Genomic DNA, 23,777 nt, shown 5'->3' on the forward strand with positions numbered 1-23,777 from the left:
ATGAAGAAGGTACTGGTGACGGGAGCGGGCGGATTTATCGGCAGAAATCTGGTCAGGGGCTTAATCAGACAGGGAATTGAAGTTTATGCCACCGTATATCCCGGGCATAATATTTATGCCGGTGAGAATGCGCCGAATTTGCATGTGTACAGCCTGGATCTCAATCAGATCCTGAACCACATTGCGGATTTTCCGAAAGATATAGAGGTGATGTACCACTTTGCGTGGAACGGTGTGAAGCCGGAAATCCGGAATGAACTGGATATTCAGATCGGCAATGTCAATATGTCCCTCGACTGTATGAAACTGGCGATTGCAATCGGAATTCGCCGGATTGTTTTTCCGGGATCTACGAACGAATATCTCTACTACGGAAAGCCGCTCAACAAAGAGGCGTTGCCGTCACCGCATGATGCCTACGGCGCTGCAAAGATAGCGCTCCGCTATCTTTGCAGCGATTTTGCATCACGGAACGACATTGACTTTGTTTATACGATTATCGCCGGTATTTATGCGGCGGATCGCCGGGATAACAATGTCATTTTCTACACAATCGATAAGCTTTTGCACCGCGAAAAGCCCTCGCTCACCAAGCTCGAGCAGCTCTGGGATTATGTCTATATCGACGATGTGGTTTCTGCGCTGATTGCGGTCGGCGAGCGGGGCAAGGACGGTGCGGTCTATGCAATCGGCCACGGGGACAACTGGCCGCTCCGAAATTACATTCGCATCATCCACCGGAAAATTGATCCGTCTTTGCCGCTCGGTATAGGCGAGATTCCGTATAACAGCGACAAGCTGCCTTGCTCCTGCATTGACCTGACGGATATCAGGCGGGACACAGGCTTTGAACCGAGGATAGATTTTGAGACAGGAATCAGCCGGGTAATCGATTGTGTGCGCGGCGATATGGAGATAAGCGGATGAGATACTATATCGCAGGCAGCGGTATTGTGGGCGCTGTATTGGCAGCGGAACTTGCTAAAAAGGGACACACGGTGCAGGTACTGGAGCGCCGTGCTCATGCGGGCGGAAATGTCTATGATTATAACGATGAGTACGGTATCCACGTGCACCACTACGGACCGCACATCTTCCACACCAATGACGATGAGGTCTATCGCTATGTGAGCGACAACTCCGAGCTCAAGGACTTTAACCTGGTCTGCGGCTCGGTGATGGACGGCAAGTGCGTGCCCACCTCCTTTGATTTCAGTTCCGTGGATACTTTCTTCCAGGAGGAGGCAGAGGAGATTAAGGCGCATATCAAGGCAGAGTTCGGCGACCGCGCTTCGGCGACGGTCTTAGAAATGCTGGAAAGTCAGGATAGCTATGTGAGACGCTTTGCAGACTTTCTCTATGAGAAGGACTATAAGCCCTACACCGCAAAGCAGTGGGGCATAGATCCCGAGAAGGTGGATCGCCAGATTTTTAAGCGTGTGCCCATTCTCTTCTCCTACGGCAGCAAGTATTTCAGCGACAAGTATCAGGCAATGCCTGTTAAAGGGTACATGGAGTTTATCGAAAATCTCTTAAAGCACCCGAGCATTGAACTTCGTCTGAATGAGGAGGCGCTGGATCGCTTCTCGATTCGGGATAATCAGGTCATGGACGGCGATAAGCCGCTGGACGGTATCTTAATCTTTACCGGCGCATTGGATGAACTCTTTGACTGCAAGCACGGCAAGTTACCCTACCGTTCGCTGCGTTTTGTGTGGAAGCACGAGGACATTGACAGCTTCCAGGATATGCCGGTGGTCGCTTATCCGCAGGCCGAGGGCTTTACGCGCATCACGGAGTACAAGAAGCTCCCGGTGCAGGAGGTCAGAGGAACCACCTATGCCGTGGAATACCCGCTGCCCTACAAGCAGGGCGAGGCGATGGAGCCCTACTATCCGGTTCTGACCGAAGAGAGTCAGAAGCTGTTTCGGAAGTATTATGACGAGGCAAAGCAGGTCAGGGGACTTGCGTTTGCGGGACGCCTCGCGGAGTTTAAGTACTACAACATGGATCAGGCAATTCGCAGGGCGCTCGATTTGGCGCGTGAACTGCAGTGAGGGGAGAGTCAGGTGGGAGATTGTTTATACCTTGTCATGCCGACATACAACGAAGAAGCCAATATCCGTGCAGTGGTTGAAGCGTGGTATCCTATGCTCGCATACGGCAGCGAGGATTCCCGGCTTGTAATCTCGGACGGCGGTTCCCGGGATAAGACTTTAGAAATCCTTTATTCTCTGCAGCGGCAGTATGAGAAACTGATCGTGATTCCGAAGCCGGGCACGGATCACGGCACCAAAGTGATACTCTTATACCGCTATGCAATTGTGCACGGTGCGGATTGGATTTTTCAGACCGATTCCGACGGACAGACCGTTCCGGCGGAATTTGCGGCCTTCTGGAAGTTGCGCGAAAAATATGATGTCATTATGGGCGACCGCAAGAAGCGCGGAGACGGTATGGGGCGTAAGGCGGTTGAGAACGTACTGCGCGTATACCTGAAAATCTTTTTCGGGACCTTTGTTCCGGATGCAAATGCACCCTTCCGTCTGATGAAGAGCTCTGTGGTTGCCAAGTATCTGGACCTTATGCCTGCGGATTTTAACCTGCCGAACGCGATTCTGGCGGCCTGTTTCTCAAAGTATCACGAGAGGGTATGCTACCGCATCGTGACTTTCCAGCCGCGTCAGGGCGGAAAGAATTACATGAACGTGAAGCGTATTTTTAAGATTGGACTGCAATCCATCCGGAATTTTGCGGAAATCCGGAAACGCATGGATGCTTTTGACCGGAGAAATAGGCGAAACATGCAGTAACAGTGGCTTTTCGGAGTAGAACAGGGAGGGCGGAATATGCCGGTTCCCGCAGAGGAGGTAGTGAGAATGAAATACACAGACGACATGAAAAAATTCTATGCGGGAAAGCGTGTGTTCCTGACCGGTCACACCGGTTTTAAGGGAAGCTGGCTTTCGGTTATGCTCCGCCTGCTCGGCGCGGAAGTCTACGGCTATGCGCTGCAGCCGAAGAGTGATCCGGATTTGTTCTCGCTCCTCGGTTTACAGGATAAGATGCATTCGACAATCGCGGACATCCGCGACTTTGCCCACCTCAAGGAGGCTGTTCGGGAGGCAAAGCCGGACTGTGTACTGCATCTCGCGGCACAGCCCCTGGTCAGAGAGTCCTACCGCTATCCGCGTGAGACCTACGAGACCAATGTGATGGGCACCGTGAACCTCCTCGAGGCCGTGCGGGAACTCGGTGGTGTGGAGAGTTTCCTCAACGTGACGACCGATAAGGTCTATGAGAACCCGGAGCAGGCGAATCACGGCTTTACCGAGGATGAGAAGCTGGACGGCTACGATCCCTACTCGAATTCGAAGAGCTGCTCGGAGCTGGTGACCCACTCTTATCAGAAGTCCTTTTTCTCGGAGCCGGATGCAATGCGCATTTCCACGGCGCGCGCGGGCAATGTAATCGGCGGCGGTGATTTCGCGAAGGATAGAATTATCCCGGACTGCGTGCGTGCGACCGTGCAGGGTAAGGCAGTCGAACTTCGGAATCCCTATTCGACACGCCCCTACCAGCATGTGCTGGAACCGCTCTACGCCTACCTGATGATTGTGATGCAGCAGGCGAAGGAAGCAAAGTATGCGGGCTATTACAATGTGGGTCCGGATGACTGCGACTGCGTGAGCACCGGAGAGCTCGCGGATCTCTTTGTGAAGCACTGGGGCGAGCCGGCATCTTGGAAGAACGTGGCCGAGGCCAATGCGCCGCACGAGGCGGGTTTCCTGAAGCTTGATTGCGCAAAGTTAAAGCAGAGCTTCGGCTGGGCACCTGTATGGCATGTGGATCAGGCGGTCGGGGAGACCGTTCACTGGTATCAGGCCTGGGCTGAGGGCAAGGATTTGGCTGCGGTGACGGAAGAGCAAATTCGATTATTTCTCGCGGTAAAGTAAGTTTGTAGAGGGATGGACGTTGGCCATCCCTCTATGACATGATGGGATAGAATGTTGATTTATCAAGGGGATGAGATCATGTCGGGACAAAAGAAGGAATTACTGAGCCTCGAACTCATATAACGGATATCTGACTCCGTTTGAAAAGGGAGCGGAGTGTACCATTAAGCAGTGGTGTTACAAAAAACGTTGACCACTACAATGATGAGGTTGTTTGAGGTCACAATTTGTGACTTCAAAGATGGAGGTGTAAATGGCAAAGAAGGAACAGGAGCAGACAACAGATAGGATTCCTGTTGTAGCGGAAACCAAAGATATTAAGAGTCTGATTTATGTTGTTCGAGGGCAGCAGGTTATGCTGGATAGTGATCTTGCTATGATCTATCAGGTTGAGACAAAGGTTTTCAATCAGGCAGTAAGCAGGAATATAGAGAGATTTCCGGAGAATTTTAGATTTCAGCTGACGAAAGAGGAATTCGATACTTTGAGGTCACAAATTGCAACCTCAAACGGAAGAGGCGGCAGGAGATATAGACCATACATGTTCACGGAACAGGGGATAGCCATGCTGTCGGGAGTCCTTCGGAGCGATGTGGCGGTTCAGGTGTCGATTCGAATAATGAACACATTTGTTGAGATGCGCCGCTTTATTGCCAACAATGCGCTTCTCTTTGAGAAGGTTAGTGATATAGAACTGAAGCAGTTGGAATACCAGAAAAATACGGATGAGAAGTTTGACAAGGTATTCCGGTATATTGAGGATCACGCAGAATCGGAGCAGAAGATATTCTTTGATGGTCAGATTTACGATGCGTTCAGCCTGATCACATCCATCATCCAGAAAGCGCAGAAAGAGATAATCCTGATTGACGGATATGTGGATGTCGATACGTTGAACATGCTGGCGAAGAAGAGCGCCGGTGTGGATGTGAAGATTTATACATATGCGAATGCACAGCTTACGGAAAAGGATGAGGCTAAGTTCAATGCGCAGTATCCGACATTGACAGTGAGGAAGACTCAGGTATTCCATGACAGGTTTATACTTTTGGACGGGGGGACGGCGTATCATATTGGCGCATCCATAAAGGATGCAGGGAAGAAATGTTTTGCTATTTCTCTCATAGATGATCCGGGTGTTGTGACGGATTTGTTGAACCGGTTGAAAACGGTATAAAATAAAAATCAGATGGATTTAGGAAATGATTCAAACACTCTATCATGATTCCCATGGGGTCATGGGGCACTGCAAGCAAAACAACAGTCCACAAGTACATGAATCGTGAGCTACAACTACTATCGATTTGTCGCCGATAGAGACCCTAATACCTTCGGGGATGGGCTCATAAAGTTTTCCCGAATCTATGAAAGCGGAATTTTTCTCCTAAGCAGCCGAATCGTGTTTGATGTACCGACTTCACATATATGACACTGATAAATGGAACCATGCGCTATAATTGTTCCATTATTGATTTATACGACAGAGGTGTTGTTGCCGGTGAAAACAGCTCTTTTATTACGAGTGCCCCGGCCGTGCGTACGCTTGAAAAAGCGTTGCCAAGTGCAAAGGCTATCCCACAGAACCTGATTTTGCACTCGAATCAAGGAAGTCAGTTTACTTCCGCAGAGTTTGTACAACATTGCCGGGAGCTCGGAATTTCTCAAAGCATGAGCCGTGCGGGCTGTCCGTATGACAATGCGCCGATGGAACGCGATCACAATACCTTAAAGACCGCGCTGATTTATGCGTATCGTTTTGAAACTGCAGCAGAACCGGATTATGCCGTTTCAGAGTTTTCTTACGATTGGTACAATCAGGTACGCCCACACTCGTATAACGGATATCTGACTCCGTTTGAAAAGAGAGCGGAGTGTACCATTAAGCAGTGGTGTTATAAAAAACGTTGACCGCTACAATTGTACCCTGATTTTCTCTGTAGTTTGTTGACGACAAAGATATTGCAAAAGATTCCGCTTCTGAGAAATCTGGTACGCGAGAAGCTCCGTATTTTCGGCGTTGACAAGATTTGATGCGTACCGGAAAACAGAGTTTTGATTCGCATTGCCTGTCCCGTGCCCGGCAAAGCGAGATGACCTGAGGTTTTGCTGTTTGGTATTGAATTTGGGAGATAATTATGGAAAACACACGTGAAGACATTTTTGATCGCATGATGGGCTTGCCGGGACTGCAGATTTTAAAGCCCTGGTACAGCAAACACAAGGAAGTACTCCTGTATCTCTTTTTCGGAGGCCTGGCAGTCTTTCTGAATCTGGCGCTCTTTGTTCTTTTCACGAAGCGTTTCGGTTGGGGCGCGCTCTTTGCCAATGTTGTCGACTGGGTCATCTGCGTTTTATTCCAGTTCATCACGAATAAGACCTGGGTCTTTGATGCGGAGACCGATTCGGCCAAGGGCTTCTGGGCACAGCTGGCCGGTTTTTTCAGTGGGAGGCTTTTGACGCTCGGTGTGGAAGAACTGATGCTTTTTGTGTTCATCGACCGTCTGCACTGGAACAGCCTTTTGGTGAAGCTGATTGCGCAGATTGTGGTGATTGTCTCAAATTATGTGATTAGCAAGTTCTTTGTGTTTAAGAAGAAGGACTGAGCTTTGTCGCCGTATGGAAGCCATCTGTACGGCGGCTTTTTACAACAGGCAGCTTAGAAACTTTCGGTGAGCGGAAGCGGGGAAGTATGAGAGAAAAAATGGGAAAGCGCGGCTATCTTGCGTATGGAATTGCTGTGCTCTTGAGTCTGTATCTGGCCGCCTTTTTTTCGCGGCTCTATGTTCCGGAAAGGCAGCTCTTTCTGGACACGGACAGCCTGAAAGATCAGAAGGTCATGGCCTTTGTCTATGACGAAGCGCCGGTCGAGTTGTTGCCTGCGGGAGATGAGACCTATGCGGGCGTCATAAGAAGTGGGGAAAGCGAGTTGCAGGTCAGCGTGCGGCTGCGCGACAGTGTGCCGGAGCGTTGCACCGTCGCGGGCGAAGAGAAGGCATTCATCCCGGTGAGCCGCTACATCACTTCGGAAGACTATCTGGGAACCTATTGTGTGAAACTCGGAGCGCAGACAACGAAACGCCTTCAGGCTGGCGTGCTCTTGTTTGTCGGCTTGTTGGCGCTTTTTACATTCGCACTGCGGGAGAATCGAAGAGCGGGCAGAGACAAAGCTCTGTTCACTTATTCCGACGCGGCGGTTCGGGCAATCGGGAGAAAGCCGATTCTGCTTTCTTTTGTGGTGACCGCCATCAGTCTTGTTATTTTCTATGGCTGCGACTTAAAGCCGCTTTCGGAGAGCATCATCCTCTGGCAGAAGGGCATCGATCTTTTTCAGCTCTTTGCCTGCATTAACCCCTATAAATCCGTGGAGCTCTACTCCTGGCAGTACGAGGGCATGATGCTCGCGGGTTACGGCCTGCCGTCCTACCTACTCTACCCGACACTCGGGGGCTTTCAGCCGGGCGCCTATCACTGGTTACAGTCGTTCCTCTACAAAATGCTCAATATGCTTCTCATGAACGGCACGGTGCTCTCGCTGATTAGCTTTCTCCTGGAGCGTGGATTCCTCAAAGAAGAGCGGGCGCGAGAAGTTTATTACTTCTCTGTTTTTAATCCGCTTTGCTTCTGGATTGCAATCATCTTCATTCAGTTTGACATGCTACCGGTCTACTGTACCTTGCTTGGCCTCTTACTGCTCTCCGATGTGCGAAAGAACAAGTGGAGCGCCGCGCTCTTCCTCGGCTTCGGTGTGGCCTGCAAGGTGACCTACCTCATGTTGCTGCCGAGCATGGCCTTCCTCATGTTGACCCTATTCGTGCGGGATAAGAAAGCGAGAAAGGACTGGCTCCTCTTTGGTCTCGGCTTCGGTTGTTTGCTCTTTGTCTTCTTATTGTTGCCGCGCATTTTGCCGACGGCACTGCACCTTGCCTACCGGGATTTGCCGCAGACCAGACGTCTTTGGCGGCTTGCCTTTCCCTTGGTCAGCACGGAGATCAGAACCTATGCGGCGATTGTGGGTCTGGTAATTGCCTTCCTCTGGAGTGTGCTGCACTGGGACACCAAGGCGGCTATGCCGATCCAGATTTTGAGGACGGTACTCATGTTGGCGGTCATTATGTTTACTTTCTCATCGCTGACTCTATCCACGCCCTCCTTCTATCTGGTCTCGCTCCCGGCCTTTGTGCTCTTGGTGCGGCAGAGCCGGAACCGCTACGAGTGTGTGCTGAAATCAATGTTGTCTCTCCTCGTAGTCACACAGTTTCTGCTCCGCCCGGAGGGGGATATCACGGCGACCCTCTGGTTCTTCGGGAAAACGCCTGTTTTTACCCGCGTTTTGCAGGCGGTCGAGGCGAGCGGCAAGGCGCTCTGGTGGAAGTCGTTTCTCTACAGCGTTTCCTACGGGGCCATGCTGGTCTATTTAAAGTTATTCTGGGATTTGGTCTGCAAGACAGCGGAGAGCTGGCAGGGGGAATAAGACAAAAGGGAACAGACAAGGCATAGCCTGTCTGTTCCCTTTTTTGTCGGAAGATATTTTCAATTTTCGTAGTGTCTGCGGCAGGAAAGAATAATCAGATTTTGCTCACTGTCGCCGATATAAACCAAGCGGTTTCCGATTCCTTTCTCATCTCTCCATGTTCAGTAGTTCATCCATGGTTTTGACGACTCCTTTTCCCTCATTGAACTGCTGCATGGAGTACTCAAGTTTGGCAAGGTACTCTGCATTGCGACGCAGTTTCTCAAGTTCGCGATACTCTGCCTCGCTGATCACAATTAGATTTTGATTGTGAGGGCGGGAAATTAGAATGGTTTCACCGGAGTTAATCAGATCGCCAATCTGTTTGAAGTTGTTTCTTACATCCAGGGTTTTTAGAGCAATCATGAGGTTCTCCTTTCGTACTGAAATATGTACATATTTTAGTGCGTATTTCGGAAAAGGTCAATGTTTTCCGAGATTTTCCTGATGTTCTTTAATCATCTCTACCCTTGTTTGGGGCGGCACTTTTCTTATTCTTCTCTCATTTTCCCCGCCTTCTTTTCTTCCCGCAATTTGAGCAGCCGCTCAAACTGGATTTTCAGGAGCGTGCCGACCGGCACGGCGAGCAGCATGCCGAGGACACCGCCCACGGCACCGCCGACCAGGAGAGAGGCGATCACGAGCAGCGGGTGAATGTCTATGCTGGAGCTTAAGAGTCGCGGATTGATCACATTGCCGTCCAGAGTCTGAATCACAAAGAGAGCTATGAGCGCCGTGACTAGGCGCGTGTAGTCGCCGTAGAGCACGCAGACCAAGGCAGTGCTGCCGTAGGCGATAAAGGGCCCCACATAGGGAATCAGATTGCCGAGGCCTGTCAGAATGCCGATGATGAGCCCGTAGCGCACGCCGATGATGCTGAGTGACACACTGACCAGGACAGCCATGATGAGCGCATCGATCACCTGGCCGCGGATATAGCCCGCGAAGGCGCGGTCCGCGTCCGAGAAGAAGACGGAGAGCACCCGGTTGATGCGCTGCCCGAGCAGAACCTTGGAGACCCGCTTCCAGTAGCGGAGTATGTTCTCGCCGTCCAAGAGAAAGTAGACGCAGAAGATGAGCGAGAAGAGGAGGTTCGAGAAGAAGCTGCCCATGTTGTTGACGCTCGACAGCATGGAGCCGAGAAAGCGCTCCGCGAAGCTCATCAGGCTCGAGACCGCGCTCTTTAAGTAGGCCGTAAAGTCGTTTCCGGCGACCGGGAGCGTGGAGAGCTTATGCAGCACATCCTGATAGAAGTTTGAAATCGCGAGACTCAGTTCCTTGGTCATGCGCCAGAGATCGCTCAAATTGGCGAGCTGCACGCTGCTGCTGAGTGCCGAGATGAGGAGAGAGAGCAGCAGAGTGAGGGCAAGCAATACCAGCACAAAGGTGAGGAGGACGGCGAGTCCCCGGAGGGAGCGCGCTTTTCCTTGCTTCGCGGGGCGGCGCAGTGCGCGTGGCAGGAGGTCCCGGAATCCCTCGAGACGCTGCCCGAAAAAATTCACTGCGGGGCTCAGGAGATAGCAGAGTGCAAAGCCGGTGATCAGCGGGTGCAGGACAACCCGGAACCAGTAGAAAAAGCCGGTGACAGCGCTCCAGATTTCCGGAATATGGTCAATGGCGCGGCTGCCGCAGTAGAGTAGGAGCGCGGTGATCAGAACATAGAGCGAAATCAGAATATAGCGAAAGTTGAATAGTTTTTTCCAGTCCATAGGAATTCCTCAGAAAGTCTGTGTGCTTTTGCCCCATTATAAGGGCTGGATTTTTTTCTGACAATGGTCGTATAATAATCACAGAATACAAAGGGGGTACTTATGGGACAGATCAAAGTGACAACTTGCCCGATTGAGGGACTGTATGTGATTGAGCCCGCGGTGCACGGCGATGCGCGCGGCTATTTTATGGAGACCTATAACCGCCGCGATATGGAAGAGGTGGGGCTCAACCTGAATTTTGTGCAGGACAATCAGTCGGCCTCCAAGAAGGGCGTGCTGCGCGGCCTTCACTTCCAGAAGGAGTTTCCGCAGGGCAAGCTGGTGCGTGCCATCCGCGGCCGTGTCTTTGATGTCGCGGTGGATTTAAGACAGAATTCGAAGACCTTTGGGCAGTGGTACGGCGTGGAACTCACCGAGGAGAATAAGAAGCAGTTCTATATCTCCGAAGGCTTTGCGCACGGCTTTCTGGTGCTCTCCGACTATGCGGAGTTCTGCTATAAGGTGACGGATTTCTATCACCCGGGCGATGAGGGCGGTCTCGCGTGGAATGACCCGGAGATCGGCATTCAGTGGCCGGAACTCGTGGGCACTTACCCGGGTTCCGCGGATGCCTCGGGCTATACGCTCTCTGACGGCACGCATCTCACGCTGAGCGATAAGGATCAGACTTGGGAGACGCTCAAAAACACGCATCACTTCTGAGTGCCGCGTATGAGAGAAGTATCGCAAGAGGCGCGCTACCGGCAGATGATGGAGGAGCCGGTGCACACGCTGATTCCGCGACTTGCCGTTCCCTCCATCATATCAATGCTGGTCACAGCCATCTACAATATGGCGGACACCTATTTCGTGTCGCAACTCGGCACCTCGCCCTCGGCGGCGGTCGGCGTGGTCTTTTCGCTGATGGCGGGCATTCAGGCTGTGGCATTCATGATTGGCATGGGCTGCGGCAATGAAATCTCCCGTCTGCTTGGACAGAAGGATCGGGAAGAGGCCGAGCGCTATGTGGCAACCGGCTTTTTCACCGAACTGATTGCGGGAACGCTGATTGCCGCAGCGGGTATCCTTTTTTCGGAGAAGCTGGTTTATCTGCTCGGCTCGACCGCGACGATTGCGCCCTATGCGGCGTCTTACACGCGCTATGTGCTGATCGGCATTCCGTTTTTCATGGCCTCGCTCGGCATGAACAACATGCTCCGCTTTCAGGGAAACTCGTTCTATTCGATGATAGGCATTGCGACAGGCGGCATTCTGAATATGTTTCTGGATCCGCTGCTCATCTATGGGTTTCACATGGGAATTGCGGGAGCGGCTGCCGCGACCTCCGTCAGTCAGATGATCTCGTTCTGCATCCTGGTCTGGCAGTGCAACTGTATGCCGGCCTGTCTCAGCATACGGCTGCGCCGCTTTCAGCCGGCACTTTCGCGCTATGCGAACATTTTCCGCTTCGGTCTCCCGAGTCTCGCGCGGCAGGGCATTGCGAGTGTCGCAGTCATTGTGACAAACTTTGCGGCGCAGCCCTACGGTGATGCGGCGATTGCCGCGATTGCGATTGTGTCGCGGGTCGCGATGTTCATGAATTCGGCGATCATCGGCTTCGGGCAGGGCTTTCAGCCGGTCTGCGGTTTCAACTACGGCGCGAAGAATTATAAGCGCGTTGAGGAAGCCTATCAGTTCAGTCTGCGCGTCTGCTTTGTCGCGCTGCTGTTTATGGGCGTAGGCTCGTTCCTGAACGCAGAGCGCATTGTGATGCTGTTTCGGCGGGACCCGAAGGTCATCGAGATCGGCACCCGGGCGCTGCAGTTGCAGGCGTGTACGATTCCGCTCGCGGCGCAGATCACAATGGCGAATATGTTCTCGCAGACCACAGGCTATAATTTCCGCGCGACGGTTGTGGCGCTGCTTCGCCAAGGCATCTGCCTCCTGCCGGTGCTCCTTGTCCTGCCGCGCATCTTCGGGTTGGCGGGCATTCAGTCCGCGCAGCCGGTCAGCGATATCTTTTCGGCAATCATTGCCTTCCTGATTACCAAGAGTATCCTGGATGAGATGCGGCAAAAGACGGCAGAGCAGGAAAGACAGTGAATTCTTGAAAAGTGCTTGCACAGTAGGGCGAAGTATGATATAAAATTAGGGCACGCGTTAAGAAAAACGCAGCCCGCAGGTGTAGTTCAATGGTAGAACACCAGCCTTCCAAGCTGGATACGTGGGTTCGATTCCCATCACCTGCTCTTGAGTCTGTAGCTCAGCAGGATAGAGCAACGGCCTTCTAAGCCGTGGGTCGGGGGTTCGAATCCCTTCAGGCTCGTTGGGATTCCCCGGAATCCCGCAACGCGAATATGGTGGGTATGGCGCAGTTGGTTAGCGCGCCAGATTGTGGATCTGGAGATCCAGGGTTCGAGCCCCTGTACCCACCCGAAGAGAGAGCACCCGAGAGGGTGCTCTTTTTGTATATTTCGGGCTTCTACGCGTTATGACTTAATACGGAAACAAAAAAGAGCCTCCCGGCTCTTTTTTGTTTCCGTATTTCTCTTTGCTTACTGCGCCTTGACTTCCTTCCAGAGTTCGTCGTAGAGCGCATCGCCATCTTCGCCGAGGTACTGGAACACTTCGCACTTTGCGAGGTCGGCATCGTCCGGGAAGAGCGCCTTGTTGTTCTGGAGTTCCGGGGAGAGCAACTCAAACGCGGCCTTGTTCGGGGTCGGGTAGGTGATGTACTCAAAGTTCTCCTTTGCGATGTCCGCGCGGCAGAGGAAGTCAATCCACTTCTCCGCGTTCTCCTTGTGGCGCGCGTTCTTCGGGATGACCCAGCTGTCAATCCAGACATTGGAGCCTTCCTTCGGAATCACATACTTGAGGTCAAAGTTTGCGCCGGAAGCCTTGACTTCCTTCTGGACATAGAGCATTTCGCCGGAGTAGATGACTGCGAGCGCTGCCTCGCCGCCGATCATCTTGTCTCGAACTTGGTCAATCACATAGGCCTGCACGAGCGGCTTCTGGGCAATCAGCTTGTCCTTGACGGCCTCGAGCTGGGTCTTGTCGGTCGTGTTGATGTCGTAGCCGAGGAGCTTCTCGCCGACCATGAAGGCATCGCGGACGGAGTCCTGCATGAGGATGTTGTTCTGGTACTTCGGGTTCCAGAGGTCGGCCCAGCTGGTCGGCGCCTCGGACTCCGGCACCATCGAGGTGTTGTAGAGGATGCCGACCGTGCCCCAGCAGTAGGGAACCGAGTACTTGTTCTCGGGGTCAAAGCCCTTGGACTTTTCAAGGTACTTCGGGTCAATGTTCTTGTAGTTCGGGATCTTATCGAAGTCAATCGGCTGAATCAGATCCTTCTGAATCATCTTCTGGATGATGTAGTCGGACGGGCAGACCACGTCGTACTGCACCGCGCCCGCCTCAATGATCGGGAGCATCTCTTCGTTGGTCTCGAAGGTGTCGTAGACCACCTTGATGCCGGTCTCTTTCTCGAACTCCTTCACGACGTTTTCGCCGATGTACTCGCCCCAGTTGTAGACATAGAGCGTGTTGTCATCCTTCGCGGACTTCTGACCGCAGCCGCCGAGCGCGAGGCCGAGTGCCGCGAGAACCGCCGCCGAGAGCGCGCGCGTCAAAATGCTTCTTCTTGTCATGGTGAATCCCCCTTATGCTTGCTTTGAATTTTTTGCAGACGGCGTGAAGTTTGCGACGAGAAGCAGAAGAAGAACTGCCGCAAAGATGATGGCCGAGAGTGCATACATGCTGGGCACAATGCCGCGCCGCACCTGTGAGTAGATCAGCGTAGACAGGGTATCGATACCCGCGCCCTTGGTGAAGTGGGTGATGATGAAATCATCGAGGGACATCGTGAAGGCGAGCAGAAAGCCGGAGAGCACGCCGGGCACAATGTCCGGAAACACGGTGTAGAAAAAGGCCTGGCGCGGTGTCGCGCCGAGATCCATGGCCGCCTCATAGGCGGAGCGGTTGGTCTGCTTCAGTTTCGGTAGCACGGAGAGCAGCACATAGGGCACATTGAAGGTGATATGGCTGATCAGCACTGTGTGGAAGCCGAGCGTGAAGCGGAACGCAATAAAGGCGAGCATCAGCGAGATGCCGGTTACAATGTCGGCGTCCAGCATCGGGATGTTGTTTAAGCCTATCATCAGGTTGCGGCCGGTGCGCTTCATCGCGTGGAGGCCGATGGCCGCCGCCGTGCCGAGCACGGTCGCAATGAGAGCGGAGAGGAAGGCAATCAGCAGGGTGTTATAAAACGCCCGCATGATGGTCGCGTTCGAGAAGAGCTCACCGTACCAGCGGAGCGTAAAGCCGCCCCAGCGCGTCCTGGATTTACTCTCGTTAAACGAGAGCACAATCATCGTAAAAATGGGGAGATAGAGGAAGAGGAGCATGAGCACCAGATAAAAATCCCCGATAAAGCGTCGTATGCGTTTGTTCATCAGAATGCCGTCCCCTCTCCGTTTTTATCATAGTGCGCGAGCACTGTCATGCTGAGCAGGATGAAGACCAGCATCACAATTGAGAGACCGCTGCCGAGGTTCCAGTTGCTCGCCTTGGTGAACTCGGTCTCGATGACATTGCCGATCAGCAGAATCTTGCTGCCGCCGAGAATGTTGGAAATCACGAAGGTCGTGAGCGCCGGGACAAAGACCATCGTGACGCCGCTCACAATGCCGGGCACCGAGAGGGGGAGCCAGATGCGCCAGAGGGTCTGGAGTGAGGAGGCGCCGAGATCACGCGCGGCCTCGACCACGCTGTCCTCAATCTTACACATCGTATTGTAGAGCGGAAGCACCATGAAGGGCAGGAAGTTGTAGACCATGCCGAGCACAATCGCGGTCGGTGTGTTGATAATCGCAATCGGCGGCAGATGCAGCGCGCCGAGAATGCCGTTAATCACGCCGTTTTTCTCGAGCAGCGTCTGCCACGCGAGGGTGCGGAGCAGAAAGTTCATCCACATCGGCAGGATGAAGATGAAGACCACAAAGTTCGCGCGGCCTATCTTCTTGCCGCGCAGAATGAGCGCGAGCGGAAAGGCGAGCAGAAAGCAGATCAGCGTGCTCACAAAGGAGAGCAGCAGCGAGAGCTTCAGGGCCTTCAGGTGATTGCGCTCTACAATCGAAATCACATTGTCAAGTGTAAACGCGCCGCTCCGGTCGGTCAGACCGAAGACAAAGACCAGCGCGAGCGGGATTACGATGAAGCCTATCATCCAGACGAGATAGGGGAGAGCGAGGAGTCTTGCCTTCTTATTCATTGACAATCGCCTCCTCGTCCTCGGAGGCGGGCTTATTCATAATCTGGATGTTGAAGGGGTCGACCGTGATGCCGACCGCCTGCCCGAGTTCGAACATGCGGGTGGACTGCACGAGCCACTCGTAGCCGTTTTCGGTGGTCACTTCCATCTCGTAGTGGACGCCCTTGAAAATCGAGTGGGTCACATGGCCGGTCAAAATGCCGTCCTCCGGTTTCACGAGTTCCACATCCTCCGGGCGAATCACGACATCGACCGGCTTGTTCTGACCGAAGCCCTTGTCCACGCAGCGGAAGTTTGCGCCGAAGATGTTTACGAGCTCATCGTGCACCATGGTCGCGCCGATGATGTTGGAGTCGCCGATGAAGTCCGCGACGAAGGCATTTTCCGGCTCGTTGTAAATCTGCTCGGGTGTGCCCATCTGCTGGATATAGCCCTGGTTCATGACGACGATGGTGTCGGACATGGTGAGTGCTTCTTCCTGGTCGTGGGTCACGTAGACAAAGGTGATACCGAGTTCCTTTTTCAGGCGGATCAGCTCGTACTGCATGTCCTGGCGGAGCTTTAAGTCGAGGGCGCCGAGCGGCTCGTCGAGGAGCAGAAGGCGCGGCTCGTTCACAATGGCGCGCGCAATCGCAATGCGCTGCTGCTGGCCGCCCGAGAGGGAGTTCACGTCGCGCTTCTCAAAGCCGGAGAGGTTCACTAGCTTTAAGGCGTAGCGGATTTTGTCGTCGATGTAGGCCTTGCTTTTCCCCTTGATTTTGAGGCCGAAGGCGATATTTTCTGCGATGCTCATATGCGGGAACAGCGCGTACTTCTGGAACACCGTGTTCAGCTGACGGCGGTTCGGCGGGAGAGAAGTGATATCCTGCCCGTCAAACATGACCTTGCCGCTGTCCGGCGTCGTGAAGCCGCCGAGGATGCGGAGCGTCGTGGTTTTGCCGCAGCCCGAGGGGCCGAGCAGGGTCACGAACGAGTTTTCCGGGACGGTTAAATTCAAATCGTCGAGCACCATCTCGCCGTCAAAGGACTTGGAAATGTGCTGCAGATCCACCAGTGTTGACATAAACTTGTGATCTCCTCTCTCGATTCAAAAGGACGGCGGTGCGCTGACATAGAGCAGCGTGCAACCGGTCCTGGAACTGACATAGTGATTCTTTTCGGAGCGATAGTAGAAGCTCTCGCCCTTTTTGACGCGGCGGGTCTCATTGCCGAGGTGCAGTTCCAGGCTGCCGCTCAGCACATAGCCGAATTCCTCGCCGGCGTGCGGGGCGTCCTCCGCCATGCGGCCGCCCGGCTCCAGGGTCAGGAGTATGGGCTCCATCATATTTTTCTGGGCGTTCGGAATGAGCCAGCAGATGTGGTTTTTGAGCTCGCTGTCCTGCTTCTCGAAGTAGTCCGTCTTCCGGAATACAAGTTGCTCCGGTGCCTTCTCGCTGAAAAAATCCGCGGGCGTGGTGCCGAGGCACTGCAGAATGTCCATCAGCGTCACGATGGACGGAGAAGTCAGATCGCGCTCCAGTTGGGAGATGAACCCCTTGGAGAGCTCGGCGCGGTCCGCGAGTTCTTCCTGCGTCAGATTGTTCAGGATGCGCAGTCGCCTGATTTTTTCACCGATCTCCAAGAACAGCCTCCTTAAACTTTTGGTTTAGTAAAAATAAACTCACCGGTACGATTATACAGGTTTTCAAAGGGGTGTCAATAGAATTTTCGGAGGGCTTGTGCTAGAATGAGCGGGAAGAAAGCAGACGGAAAATCCCTTGATTTTGCGCGCATTGCGCGGTGAGGAGAGACAATGAAAAACTATGTGGCGTATGTGGGGTCCTACTCCTATACGGGAAAGGCAAAGGGCATCACAATCTTCGATGTGGATGTGGAGCGCGGCAGCTTCAAGAAGCGCGCGGAAGTGGAAGTGGACAATGCCTCCGATATCGTCGTATCGAGTGACCGGCGCATGCTCTATGCTGTGGAGGACTACGGCGTGGTCGCGTTCCGCATTCTGCCGGACGGCGGTTTGGTGCGCGTCTCGAGCAAAAAGGTGAACGGCATGCGGCCGCACCATATCTGCGTGGATCAGGAGGGCAAGTACCTCTATACCTCGGGCTATCACGACGGAAAACTCACGATACTCCGCCTGGATCCGGACGGCGCGGTCGGACCCATTGTGGACGAGGTCTACCATAAGGGCCTCGGCTCGATTGCGGAGCGCGGTTCGAGAGCGCACATCACCTGCTCGAAGCCGACCCGCGACATGCGCTTTGTGATGTCGGCCGATCCCGGCATTGATCAGGTGAGCATCTACCGCTTTACGGGGAGACCGGGGGAGATCCGGCTCGTGGATGCGATCCGGACGGCGCGCGGCTCCTCGCCCTATTTCTTTACCTTCTCGAAGGACAACCGCTTCCTCTATCTGCTCTTTGATATGACGAATGCGATTGATGTGTACCGCTACACGGTCTCCGAGGACAGGGGGATGCCGGAGTTCACGAAGCTTCAGACCGTTTGCACGACGGGCGACAATGCGCCGGGCTCTCTGAACGCCGCGACCTGCATGACCTTTACCGCGCACGACCACTATATTTTCGTGGGCAATGCGGGCGATAACAGCGTGACGCTCTTCTCGCGGGATGCGGAGACAGGTCTTCTCACGGCGGAATTCAATCTCCCGATCAGCGGCGAGTACCCGAAGGATGTCGCGGTGTTCCCGGACGGGCAGCATATTGTGAGTGTGAACCACGAGAGCGGAACTCTCTCGTTCTTCAAGGTCGACTACGAGAAGAAACTGATTGTCATGAATACAAATGAAATTCCGGTGAGCCAGCCGAACTGCTGCGTCATTGTGCCGGTCGGAGAGGATGCGTAAATGGCAGGCAGCATATTCGGAACCCTGTTTCGCGTGAGCACCTTCGGGGAGTCGCACGGCACGGCGCTCGGTGCGGTGATTGACGGCTGCCCGGCGGGGCTGCCGCTCTCGGCCGAGGAGATTCAGGCCTATTTAAACCGGAGAAAGCCCGGGCAGTCTGCGTTCACGACCCCTAGGAAGGAGGCGGATACCTGCGAAATTCTCTCCGGTGTCTTTGAAGGCAAGACCCTCGGCACCCCGATTGCGGTTCTGGTGTGGAACAAAGATCAGCACTCGGCGGACTATCAGGCCATTTGGGACTGCTACCGCCCGGGGCACGCGGACTTCGGTTTCGATCGGAAATTCGGCTTTCGGGATCCGCGGGGCGGCGGCAGAAGCTCGGGGCGGGAGACCATAGGCCGGGTGATCGGCGGCGCGATTGCGGCAAAGCTCCTCGCGGAATTCGGCATTCGCGCCTTCGCTTATGTGAGTGCGGTCGGTGCAATCGAGGCAGCGACCTTTGACGAAGCGATTTGTGCGGAAAACCTGCTCGGCATGCCGGATCCGGAAGCCGCGGCGCGGGCGGCGGCATACTTGAAAGAAGTGATGCAAGCCAGAGATTCGCTCGGCGGCACGGTGAGCTGCCGCGTCACCGGGATGTTCCCGGGGCTCGGTGAGCCCGTTTTCGATAAGCTCGACGCAGAGCTTGCAAAGGCGGTCATGAGTATCGGCGCGGTGAAGGGCGTCGAGTTCGGCGACGGCTTCGGGGTGAGCACCCGGCGCGGCAGCGAAGATAACGATGCCTTCTGCCCGGGACAGGGCGGCACCGAAAAAAAGAGCAATCACGCGGGCGGTATGCTCGGCGGCATTTCAGACGGCAGCGACATTCTGCTTAGGGCCGCCGTGAAGGCGACGCCTTCGATCGGCTCTCCGCAGGAGACCGTAAACAAAAACGGCGAGCCGGTCACCATCGAGATTCAGGGGCGGCACGACCCGACCATCATGCCGCGGGCGGCAGTCGTGGTCGAGTCCATGGTGAATCTCGTGCTCGCGGATCTGCTCCTTCGAAACAGCGTGAGTACCGTCGAGAAACTGAAGCGGGCGGCCGGTCGCGCCTGAGAGACACGCAGACGGAAGCAAGGAAGGGCGTAAGCGCTGAAAAATAAGTTGTGTGAAAGGGAAGTACCGGGACGGTACCTCTTTTTTTTCGCCAAGTCGCCGAACAAAAAACCGCCAAAACGCCGAACAGAATTCCGCCAAAGCGATGAATGAAAATCCGCCAAAACGCCGAACGGAATACCGCCAACTCGCCGAAAAGAATTGCGCGCGTGCAAAAAAGCAGGTATGCTGAGGGCAAGGGGGTGACGATCATGAGAGAATACAAAGCAAGAATTGTGGATCGAATTTTGCAGGCAAAATTAGAAGCAAAGGGCGCAGTCGTGATAGAAGGACCGAAATGGTGCGGTAAGACAACAACAGCCATGCAGGTGGCCGGGAGTATCTTGCGGATGGATGAGCCCTCAAAACGAGAGTCCAATATTCAGATGTCACAGATCGCACCGGAACGTCTGTTGCAGGGAGAAACACCGCGGCTGATTGATGAATGGCAAATTGCACCGAAGTTGTGGGACGCGGCACGTTATGAGGTGGATAGCCGGGGAGAAGTGGGGCAGTTCATTTTTACCGGATCGGCGGTTCCGATTGAATCGGAGGAAATTACGCATTCGGGAACCGGACGTTTCACTTGGCTTACCATGCGTCCCATGAGTTTGTACGAGTCAGGAGAATCCTCGGGGGAGGTTAGCTTAGGGGATTTGTTCGGGAAGCCGGAGCGTATTGTGGGGAGCAATTCTACGGACATTCTGCAACTTGCTTTTTTAATCTGCAGGGGTGGGTGGCCACAGGCAATCGGAATGCGCGAGGAGGCCGCACTCTCGCAGGCGGTAGATTATTACGATGCGGTTGTAAAGTCCGATATTAACCGAGCGGATCAGGTTAACAGAGATCCGGAGAGAGTCAGGCGTCTCATGAGATCGCTGGCGCGAAATCAGGGCGCACAAATCGCAAACACCGTGCTCCGAGATGATATGCGAGTGAATGACACGGCTTCTCTGAGTGAAGACACTGTGGCATCTTACATTACGGCATTGAAGCGTATTTTTGTTGTGGAAGATATGCCTGCTTGGAATCCCAATTTGCGTTCCAAGACAACCATTCGAACCGCGGATACGAGGTACTATATCGATCCCTCAATTGCCACTGCGGCGCTCGGCGTGGGACCGAACGACTTGTTGAATGATTTGAATACCATGGGGCTGTTGTTTGAAACCCTCTGCGTGCGAGATTTGCGCGTCTATGCGGAGGCACTCGGCGGAGCAGTATCGCACTACAGAGACAAGGATAATTTGGAATGTGATACGGTCATTCACCTGAGAAACGGTAGCTACGGGTTAGCGGAAATAAAACTGGGAGGAGATAAGTTAATTGAAGACGGTGCCAAAAATCTAAAGACTTTGGCGGATAAAATTGATACCGGTAAAATGCCGGCCCCGTCTTTTATGATGATTGTTGTCGGAGCAGGTGAGTTTGCGTATAGACGCGAGGATGGAATTTATATTGTTCCGATTACTTGCCTGAAAAACTAAAGCGTACATCGGAGGTGGCTTATGCCCTTACACTTGGTCAGAAACGATATCACGAAGATGCGGGTGGATGCCATTGTGAATGCCGCAAACAGTTCCCTTCTCGGCGGGGGCGGGGTGGACGGCTGCATCTACCGCGCGGCGGGGCCCGAACTCCTTCAGGCTTGTAAAAAGCTGCACGGCTGCGAAACGGGGCAGGCAAAGATTACCGCGGGCTACCGCCTTCCCTGCAAGTATGTGATTCACGCGGTCGGGCCGCGCTGGCAGGGCGGAATGCGAGGGGAAGAGGAAAAACTGCGTTCCTGCTACCGGGCATCCCTGAAACTTGCAGCGGAATATCAGTGCGAAACTGTTGCCTTCCCGCTGATTTCCGCCGGGATTTACGGCTACCCGAAGGCAGAGGCGCTTCGCGTCGCGGTCACGGAGATTGCTGCTTTTCTCGAGACCGCGGAGCTCACGGTCTACCTGGTCATCTTTGACCGGGAGTCTTATGAAATCGGCGCGGAACGCTTCTCGGAGATTGCGGTCTATATCGACGAGCGCTATGTGGATGCACATACGGAGACTGCCGATCGGCGTTTAAGCCGGGAGCGGCTGTACGAGGCAAAGTGCTCGGAAGCGCCGCTCTATGAGACAAAAGCTGTCGCTGAGATTTCGCTGGAAGAGACTTTACGGCGAATCGGCGAGAGCTTTTCGGAAATGCTGCTACGGAAAATCGACGAGTCGGGCATGACGGATGCGCAGTGCTATAAAAAGGCGAATATAGACCGGAAGCTCTTCTCGAAGATACGCAAAGACAAGCACTATCAGCCCTCGAAAGCCACGGCCGTTGCCTTTGCGCTCGCGCTGGAGCTTCCTCTCCCGGAACTCGAAGAACTCTTAGAAAAGGCGGGCTTTGCCCTCTCGCACGCAAGCAAGTTTGACTTAATCGTTGAGTACTTTGTCTCGCAGGGCAACTACAATGTCTTTGAAATCAACGAGGCCCTCTTTGCCTTTGATGAGAATCCGATCGGGGCGTGAGAACAGCGGAGCAAATGTCGCCTGCGAGGCGACCCTTCCCGCTTTTAAAAGCGCTATGCTCTCTCTGTCAGTGAAACAAGTGACTCGGCTCTGCGACACAAGCATATGACACAAGTGTTGTGCCGTGTGTGACGGCTGCCGTGCGGCAGAGCGGTCGGATGAAACTCTGCGGGAGGGAAGCGCAATGAAAGATAATTTAACCGAAATCGTATTTATTCTGGATCGGAGCGGCTCCATGGGGTTTTTAAATCTTATTCAGCAACGAGACGGAGGTACTGCACGACCGTGAAGATATCAAGCGGGTGGAGCCCCTCAGCTTTCAAGACTACCGTGTCGGCGGCAGCACCGCGCTGCTCGATGCAATCGGCGATGCGATTCGGCACATCGGAAATCTGCACCGCGAGACGCGCCCGGAAGAACGCCCGGCGCACACCCTCTTTGTGATTACCACGGACGGGCAGGAAAATGCGAGTTGTCGCTACGGTTATGGGGAGCTCAGGCGGCTCATAGAGCGGCAGAAGGAAAAATACGGTTGGGAGTTCCTGTTTCTCGGCGCGAATATGGACGCTGTGGAGACAGCCGGTCGCTTCGGTATAGACGCGGACCGGGCGGTTCGCTACCACTGTGACAGCGCGGGCATTGCGCTGAATTATGAAGCGGTCGGAGAGGCCATACTTACGCTCAGAGAAAAATCGATCCTTGACCGGGACTGGGACGCGCGCATCCGGGAGGACTACCGAAAGCGCGGGGAACTGAGTCAAAGTAAAGTGAAAGAAGTTGACATAATAAGCCGAGGAAGAATCCGCTAAACGCGTTTTAGAAAGCAGCGCCGCTGCGGAAGAGGAGCTTCGGCAAGCGACTTGGGTACGGCACAGCACCGAACGGTTGAGAGACAAAGCGCAAAACGATAAAGCGTCAAAAGGCGAAGAGCAAAAGGCAGGGAGCCAAACGATACGACTCTGAAGGACAGAACAGAACGAGAAAGCGCCGAACTTGAAAGAAAAACAAGACGAAGCGCATAAGAGCAAGTATCGAGCGCTAAAGTACCGAAAGACGAAGAACCGAACGATATAGCGGCGAACGAGAAGGCGGTGAAAGACCGGAGCAGAATGAAAAAGCACTGAACTGTAGAGCGACACAAGACGAAGTGCATAAGACCGGCGCCGAACGAGCAGGTGTTAAGAAAAAGCACCGAAACAAAAAAAGAGACACAGTCCCCGGGGACTGTGTCTCTTTTCGGCTTCTTCGCCCTGTTTACTTGAGTGCCTTGATGCCGGGCCAGTAGCGGAACAGGACTTTTGCGACAATCTTGTCCCGGTAGACATAGTGGTTTTTCCAGTAGCGCGCGTCCACCGAACCGTTCCGGTTGTCGCCCATGCAGAAGTAGGCGCCTTCGGGCACCTGAAATTCCTGTAACGCCGCGGGCTTCATGGGCTCTTTAATGTAGGACTCCTCGAGCGGCGTCTCGGAATCGTTTAAGTAGACATGGCCGTCCCGAATCGTGACCTTGTCGCCCGGCAGGCCGATGATGCGCTTCACATAGAGGGTCTCCGGTTCATCGGGGGCGTGGAAGATGATGATATCGCCGCGCGCCGGATCTTCGAAGCGATAGGAGAGGCGGGAGCCGATTACGCGGTCGCCCGGCATGATGGTTGTAATCATGGAGCCGGTGGGCACGCGCGCATTGGCAATGAGAAAGGTGTTCAGCACAAATGCGAGAACCGCCGCAACGGCAAAAATCTGCAGCCAGTCGAGCCATGCGGGGCGGGGCTTTTTGGTTTCCCGATTCGATTCGGAATCTGTCATAGTAACTCCTTTCCAAAAGAAAAACCGTGATGGCACCGGGC

At 54.0% G+C, this 23,777-nt stretch carries 22 protein-coding genes, 3 tRNA genes and 1 pseudogene; 18 read left to right on the plus strand and 8 right to left on the minus strand.

Annotated elements, in window-relative coordinates; genetic code table 11:
• The 8 genes and pseudogenes from HMPREF9623_RS06515 (at position 1) to HMPREF9623_RS06545 (ending at position 8,427) form a co-directional block, all read left to right on the plus strand.
• Complete coding sequence (locus tag HMPREF9623_RS06515; protein WP_009533102.1) at positions 1 to 927, plus strand: NAD-dependent epimerase/dehydratase family protein; 927 nt, start codon at positions 1 to 3, stop codon at positions 925 to 927.
• Positions 924 to 2,057, plus strand: a complete 1,134-nt coding sequence (gene glf, locus HMPREF9623_RS06520) for a UDP-galactopyranose mutase (protein WP_009533103.1) — start codon at positions 924 to 926, stop codon at positions 2,055 to 2,057. Before HMPREF9623_RS06515 ends, glf begins: the two co-directional genes overlap by 4 nt.
• Positions 2,058 to 2,069: 12 nt before the next feature.
• On the plus strand, positions 2,070 to 2,813 hold the full coding sequence (locus HMPREF9623_RS06525; protein WP_009533104.1) for a glycosyltransferase family 2 protein: 744 nt from the start codon (positions 2,070 to 2,072) through the stop codon (positions 2,811 to 2,813).
• Positions 2,814 to 2,879: 66 nt separating this feature from the next.
• On the plus strand, positions 2,880 to 3,956 hold the full coding sequence (gene rfbG / locus HMPREF9623_RS06530) for a CDP-glucose 4,6-dehydratase (protein ID WP_040799864.1): 1,077 nt from the start codon (positions 2,880 to 2,882) through the stop codon (positions 3,954 to 3,956).
• Positions 3,957 to 4,209: 253 nt separating this feature from the next.
• Positions 4,210 to 5,133, plus strand: coding sequence for an ORF6N domain-containing protein (locus tag HMPREF9623_RS06535; protein WP_009533106.1), 924 nt, complete (start codon positions 4,210 to 4,212; stop codon positions 5,131 to 5,133).
• 242 nt (positions 5,134 to 5,375) lie between these two features.
• Positions 5,376 to 5,864 (plus strand): annotated as a pseudogene (locus HMPREF9623_RS11175) (transposase); the annotation flags it as partial.
• Positions 5,865 to 6,091: 227 nt separating this feature from the next.
• Positions 6,092 to 6,559, plus strand: coding sequence for a GtrA family protein (locus HMPREF9623_RS06540; RefSeq protein WP_009533108.1), 468 nt, complete (start codon positions 6,092 to 6,094; stop codon positions 6,557 to 6,559).
• 86 nt (positions 6,560 to 6,645) lie between these two features.
• Entirely contained in the window at positions 6,646 to 8,427 is a 1,782-nt protein-coding gene (locus HMPREF9623_RS06545) for a hypothetical protein (protein ID WP_040799867.1), read from the plus strand.
• A 147-nt stretch (positions 8,428 to 8,574) separates the two neighbouring features.
• On the opposite strand, the gene HMPREF9623_RS06550 is transcribed toward HMPREF9623_RS06545, so the two are convergent.
• Together HMPREF9623_RS06550 and HMPREF9623_RS06555 are read right to left on the minus strand one after the other, a co-directional pair.
• Entirely contained in the window at positions 8,575 to 8,832 is a 258-nt protein-coding gene (locus HMPREF9623_RS06550) for an antitoxin PHD (RefSeq protein ID WP_009533110.1), read from the minus strand.
• A gap of 125 nt (positions 8,833 to 8,957) precedes the next feature.
• Positions 8,958 to 10,175, minus strand: coding sequence for an AI-2E family transporter (locus HMPREF9623_RS06555; protein WP_009533111.1), 1,218 nt, complete (start codon positions 10,173 to 10,175; stop codon positions 8,958 to 8,960).
• 102 nt (positions 10,176 to 10,277) lie between these two features.
• On the opposite strand from HMPREF9623_RS06555, the gene rfbC reads away from it, so the two are divergent.
• From rfbC to HMPREF9623_RS06580, 5 genes are all read left to right on the plus strand, one after another.
• Positions 10,278 to 10,880 (plus strand): dTDP-4-dehydrorhamnose 3,5-epimerase, encoded by a 603-nt coding sequence (rfbC, locus tag HMPREF9623_RS06560; protein ID WP_009533112.1) that lies wholly within the window; start codon positions 10,278 to 10,280, stop codon positions 10,878 to 10,880.
• A 9-nt stretch (positions 10,881 to 10,889) separates the two neighbouring features.
• The gene (locus tag HMPREF9623_RS06565; RefSeq protein WP_009533113.1) at positions 10,890 to 12,260 is read left to right on the plus strand and encodes an MATE family efflux transporter; all 1,371 of its coding nucleotides are present in this window, start codon (positions 10,890 to 10,892) and stop codon (positions 12,258 to 12,260) included.
• A gap of 75 nt (positions 12,261 to 12,335) precedes the next feature.
• Positions 12,336 to 12,406, plus strand: a tRNA-Gly gene (locus HMPREF9623_RS06570).
• 3 nt (positions 12,407 to 12,409) lie between these two features.
• Positions 12,410 to 12,483, plus strand: a tRNA-Arg gene (locus HMPREF9623_RS06575).
• Between the two features lie 34 nt (positions 12,484 to 12,517).
• A tRNA-His gene (locus HMPREF9623_RS06580) sits at positions 12,518 to 12,591 on the plus strand.
• 121 nt (positions 12,592 to 12,712) lie between these two features.
• Here the strand turns inward: HMPREF9623_RS06580 and HMPREF9623_RS11820 are convergent.
• From HMPREF9623_RS11820 to HMPREF9623_RS06605, 5 genes are read right to left on the minus strand one after another with little or no spacing between them, the layout of a single operon-like run.
• A complete protein-coding gene (locus HMPREF9623_RS11820) occupies positions 12,713 to 13,807 on the minus strand; it encodes an ABC transporter substrate-binding protein (RefSeq protein ID WP_009533114.1) in 1,095 nt (364 codons plus the stop codon).
• 12 nt (positions 13,808 to 13,819) lie between these two features.
• Positions 13,820 to 14,611 (minus strand): ABC transporter permease, encoded by a 792-nt coding sequence (locus tag HMPREF9623_RS11825; protein ID WP_009533115.1) that lies wholly within the window; start codon positions 14,609 to 14,611, stop codon positions 13,820 to 13,822.
• Entirely contained in the window at positions 14,611 to 15,429 is an 819-nt protein-coding gene (locus tag HMPREF9623_RS06595; RefSeq protein WP_009533116.1) for an ABC transporter permease, read from the minus strand. Before HMPREF9623_RS06595 ends, HMPREF9623_RS11825 begins: the two co-directional genes overlap by 1 nt.
• Positions 15,422 to 16,492 (minus strand): ABC transporter ATP-binding protein, encoded by a 1,071-nt coding sequence (locus HMPREF9623_RS06600; RefSeq protein ID WP_009533117.1) that lies wholly within the window; start codon positions 16,490 to 16,492, stop codon positions 15,422 to 15,424. Before HMPREF9623_RS06600 ends, HMPREF9623_RS06595 begins: the two co-directional genes overlap by 8 nt.
• A gap of 24 nt (positions 16,493 to 16,516) precedes the next feature.
• Positions 16,517 to 17,050: a helix-turn-helix domain-containing protein gene (locus tag HMPREF9623_RS06605; RefSeq protein WP_009533118.1), complete on the minus strand. Its 534-nt coding sequence runs from the start codon at positions 17,048 to 17,050 to the stop codon at positions 16,517 to 16,519.
• Between the two features lie 171 nt (positions 17,051 to 17,221).
• Here HMPREF9623_RS06605 and HMPREF9623_RS06610 point away from each other — a divergent pair, with 171 nt between their 5' ends.
• The 5 genes from HMPREF9623_RS06610 to HMPREF9623_RS06630 all read left to right on the plus strand — a co-directional run bounded on the left by HMPREF9623_RS06610 (position 17,222) and on the right by HMPREF9623_RS06630 (position 22,739).
• Positions 17,222 to 18,289, plus strand: a complete 1,068-nt coding sequence (locus tag HMPREF9623_RS06610) for a lactonase family protein (protein ID WP_009533119.1) — start codon at positions 17,222 to 17,224, stop codon at positions 18,287 to 18,289.
• Positions 18,290 to 19,387, plus strand: a complete 1,098-nt coding sequence (gene aroC / locus HMPREF9623_RS06615; protein ID WP_009533120.1) for a chorismate synthase — start codon at positions 18,290 to 18,292, stop codon at positions 19,385 to 19,387.
• Positions 19,388 to 19,638: 251 nt separating this feature from the next.
• Positions 19,639 to 20,913 carry an ATP-binding protein gene (locus tag HMPREF9623_RS06620; RefSeq protein ID WP_009533121.1) on the plus strand — a complete coding sequence of 425 codons (1,275 nt, stop codon included), beginning with the start codon at positions 19,639 to 19,641 and terminating at the stop codon, positions 20,911 to 20,913.
• 21 nt (positions 20,914 to 20,934) lie between these two features.
• Positions 20,935 to 21,930 carry an O-acetyl-ADP-ribose deacetylase gene (locus tag HMPREF9623_RS06625; protein ID WP_009533122.1) on the plus strand — a complete coding sequence of 332 codons (996 nt, stop codon included), beginning with the start codon at positions 20,935 to 20,937 and terminating at the stop codon, positions 21,928 to 21,930.
• Between the two features lie 302 nt (positions 21,931 to 22,232).
• Positions 22,233 to 22,739: a hypothetical protein gene (locus tag HMPREF9623_RS06630; RefSeq protein ID WP_009533123.1), complete on the plus strand. Its 507-nt coding sequence runs from the start codon at positions 22,233 to 22,235 to the stop codon at positions 22,737 to 22,739.
• A gap of 445 nt (positions 22,740 to 23,184) precedes the next feature.
• Here HMPREF9623_RS06630 and lepB read toward each other — a convergent pair whose 3' ends face one another.
• On the minus strand, positions 23,185 to 23,736 hold the full coding sequence (gene lepB / locus HMPREF9623_RS06635; protein WP_009533124.1) for a signal peptidase I: 552 nt from the start codon (positions 23,734 to 23,736) through the stop codon (positions 23,185 to 23,187).
• Between the last annotated feature and the right edge of the window lie 41 nt (positions 23,737 to 23,777).

This window comes from Stomatobaculum longum (genome assembly GCA_000242235.1).
In the GTDB taxonomy this organism is placed as follows: Bacteria; Bacillota; Clostridia; order Lachnospirales; family Lachnospiraceae; genus Moryella; species Moryella longum.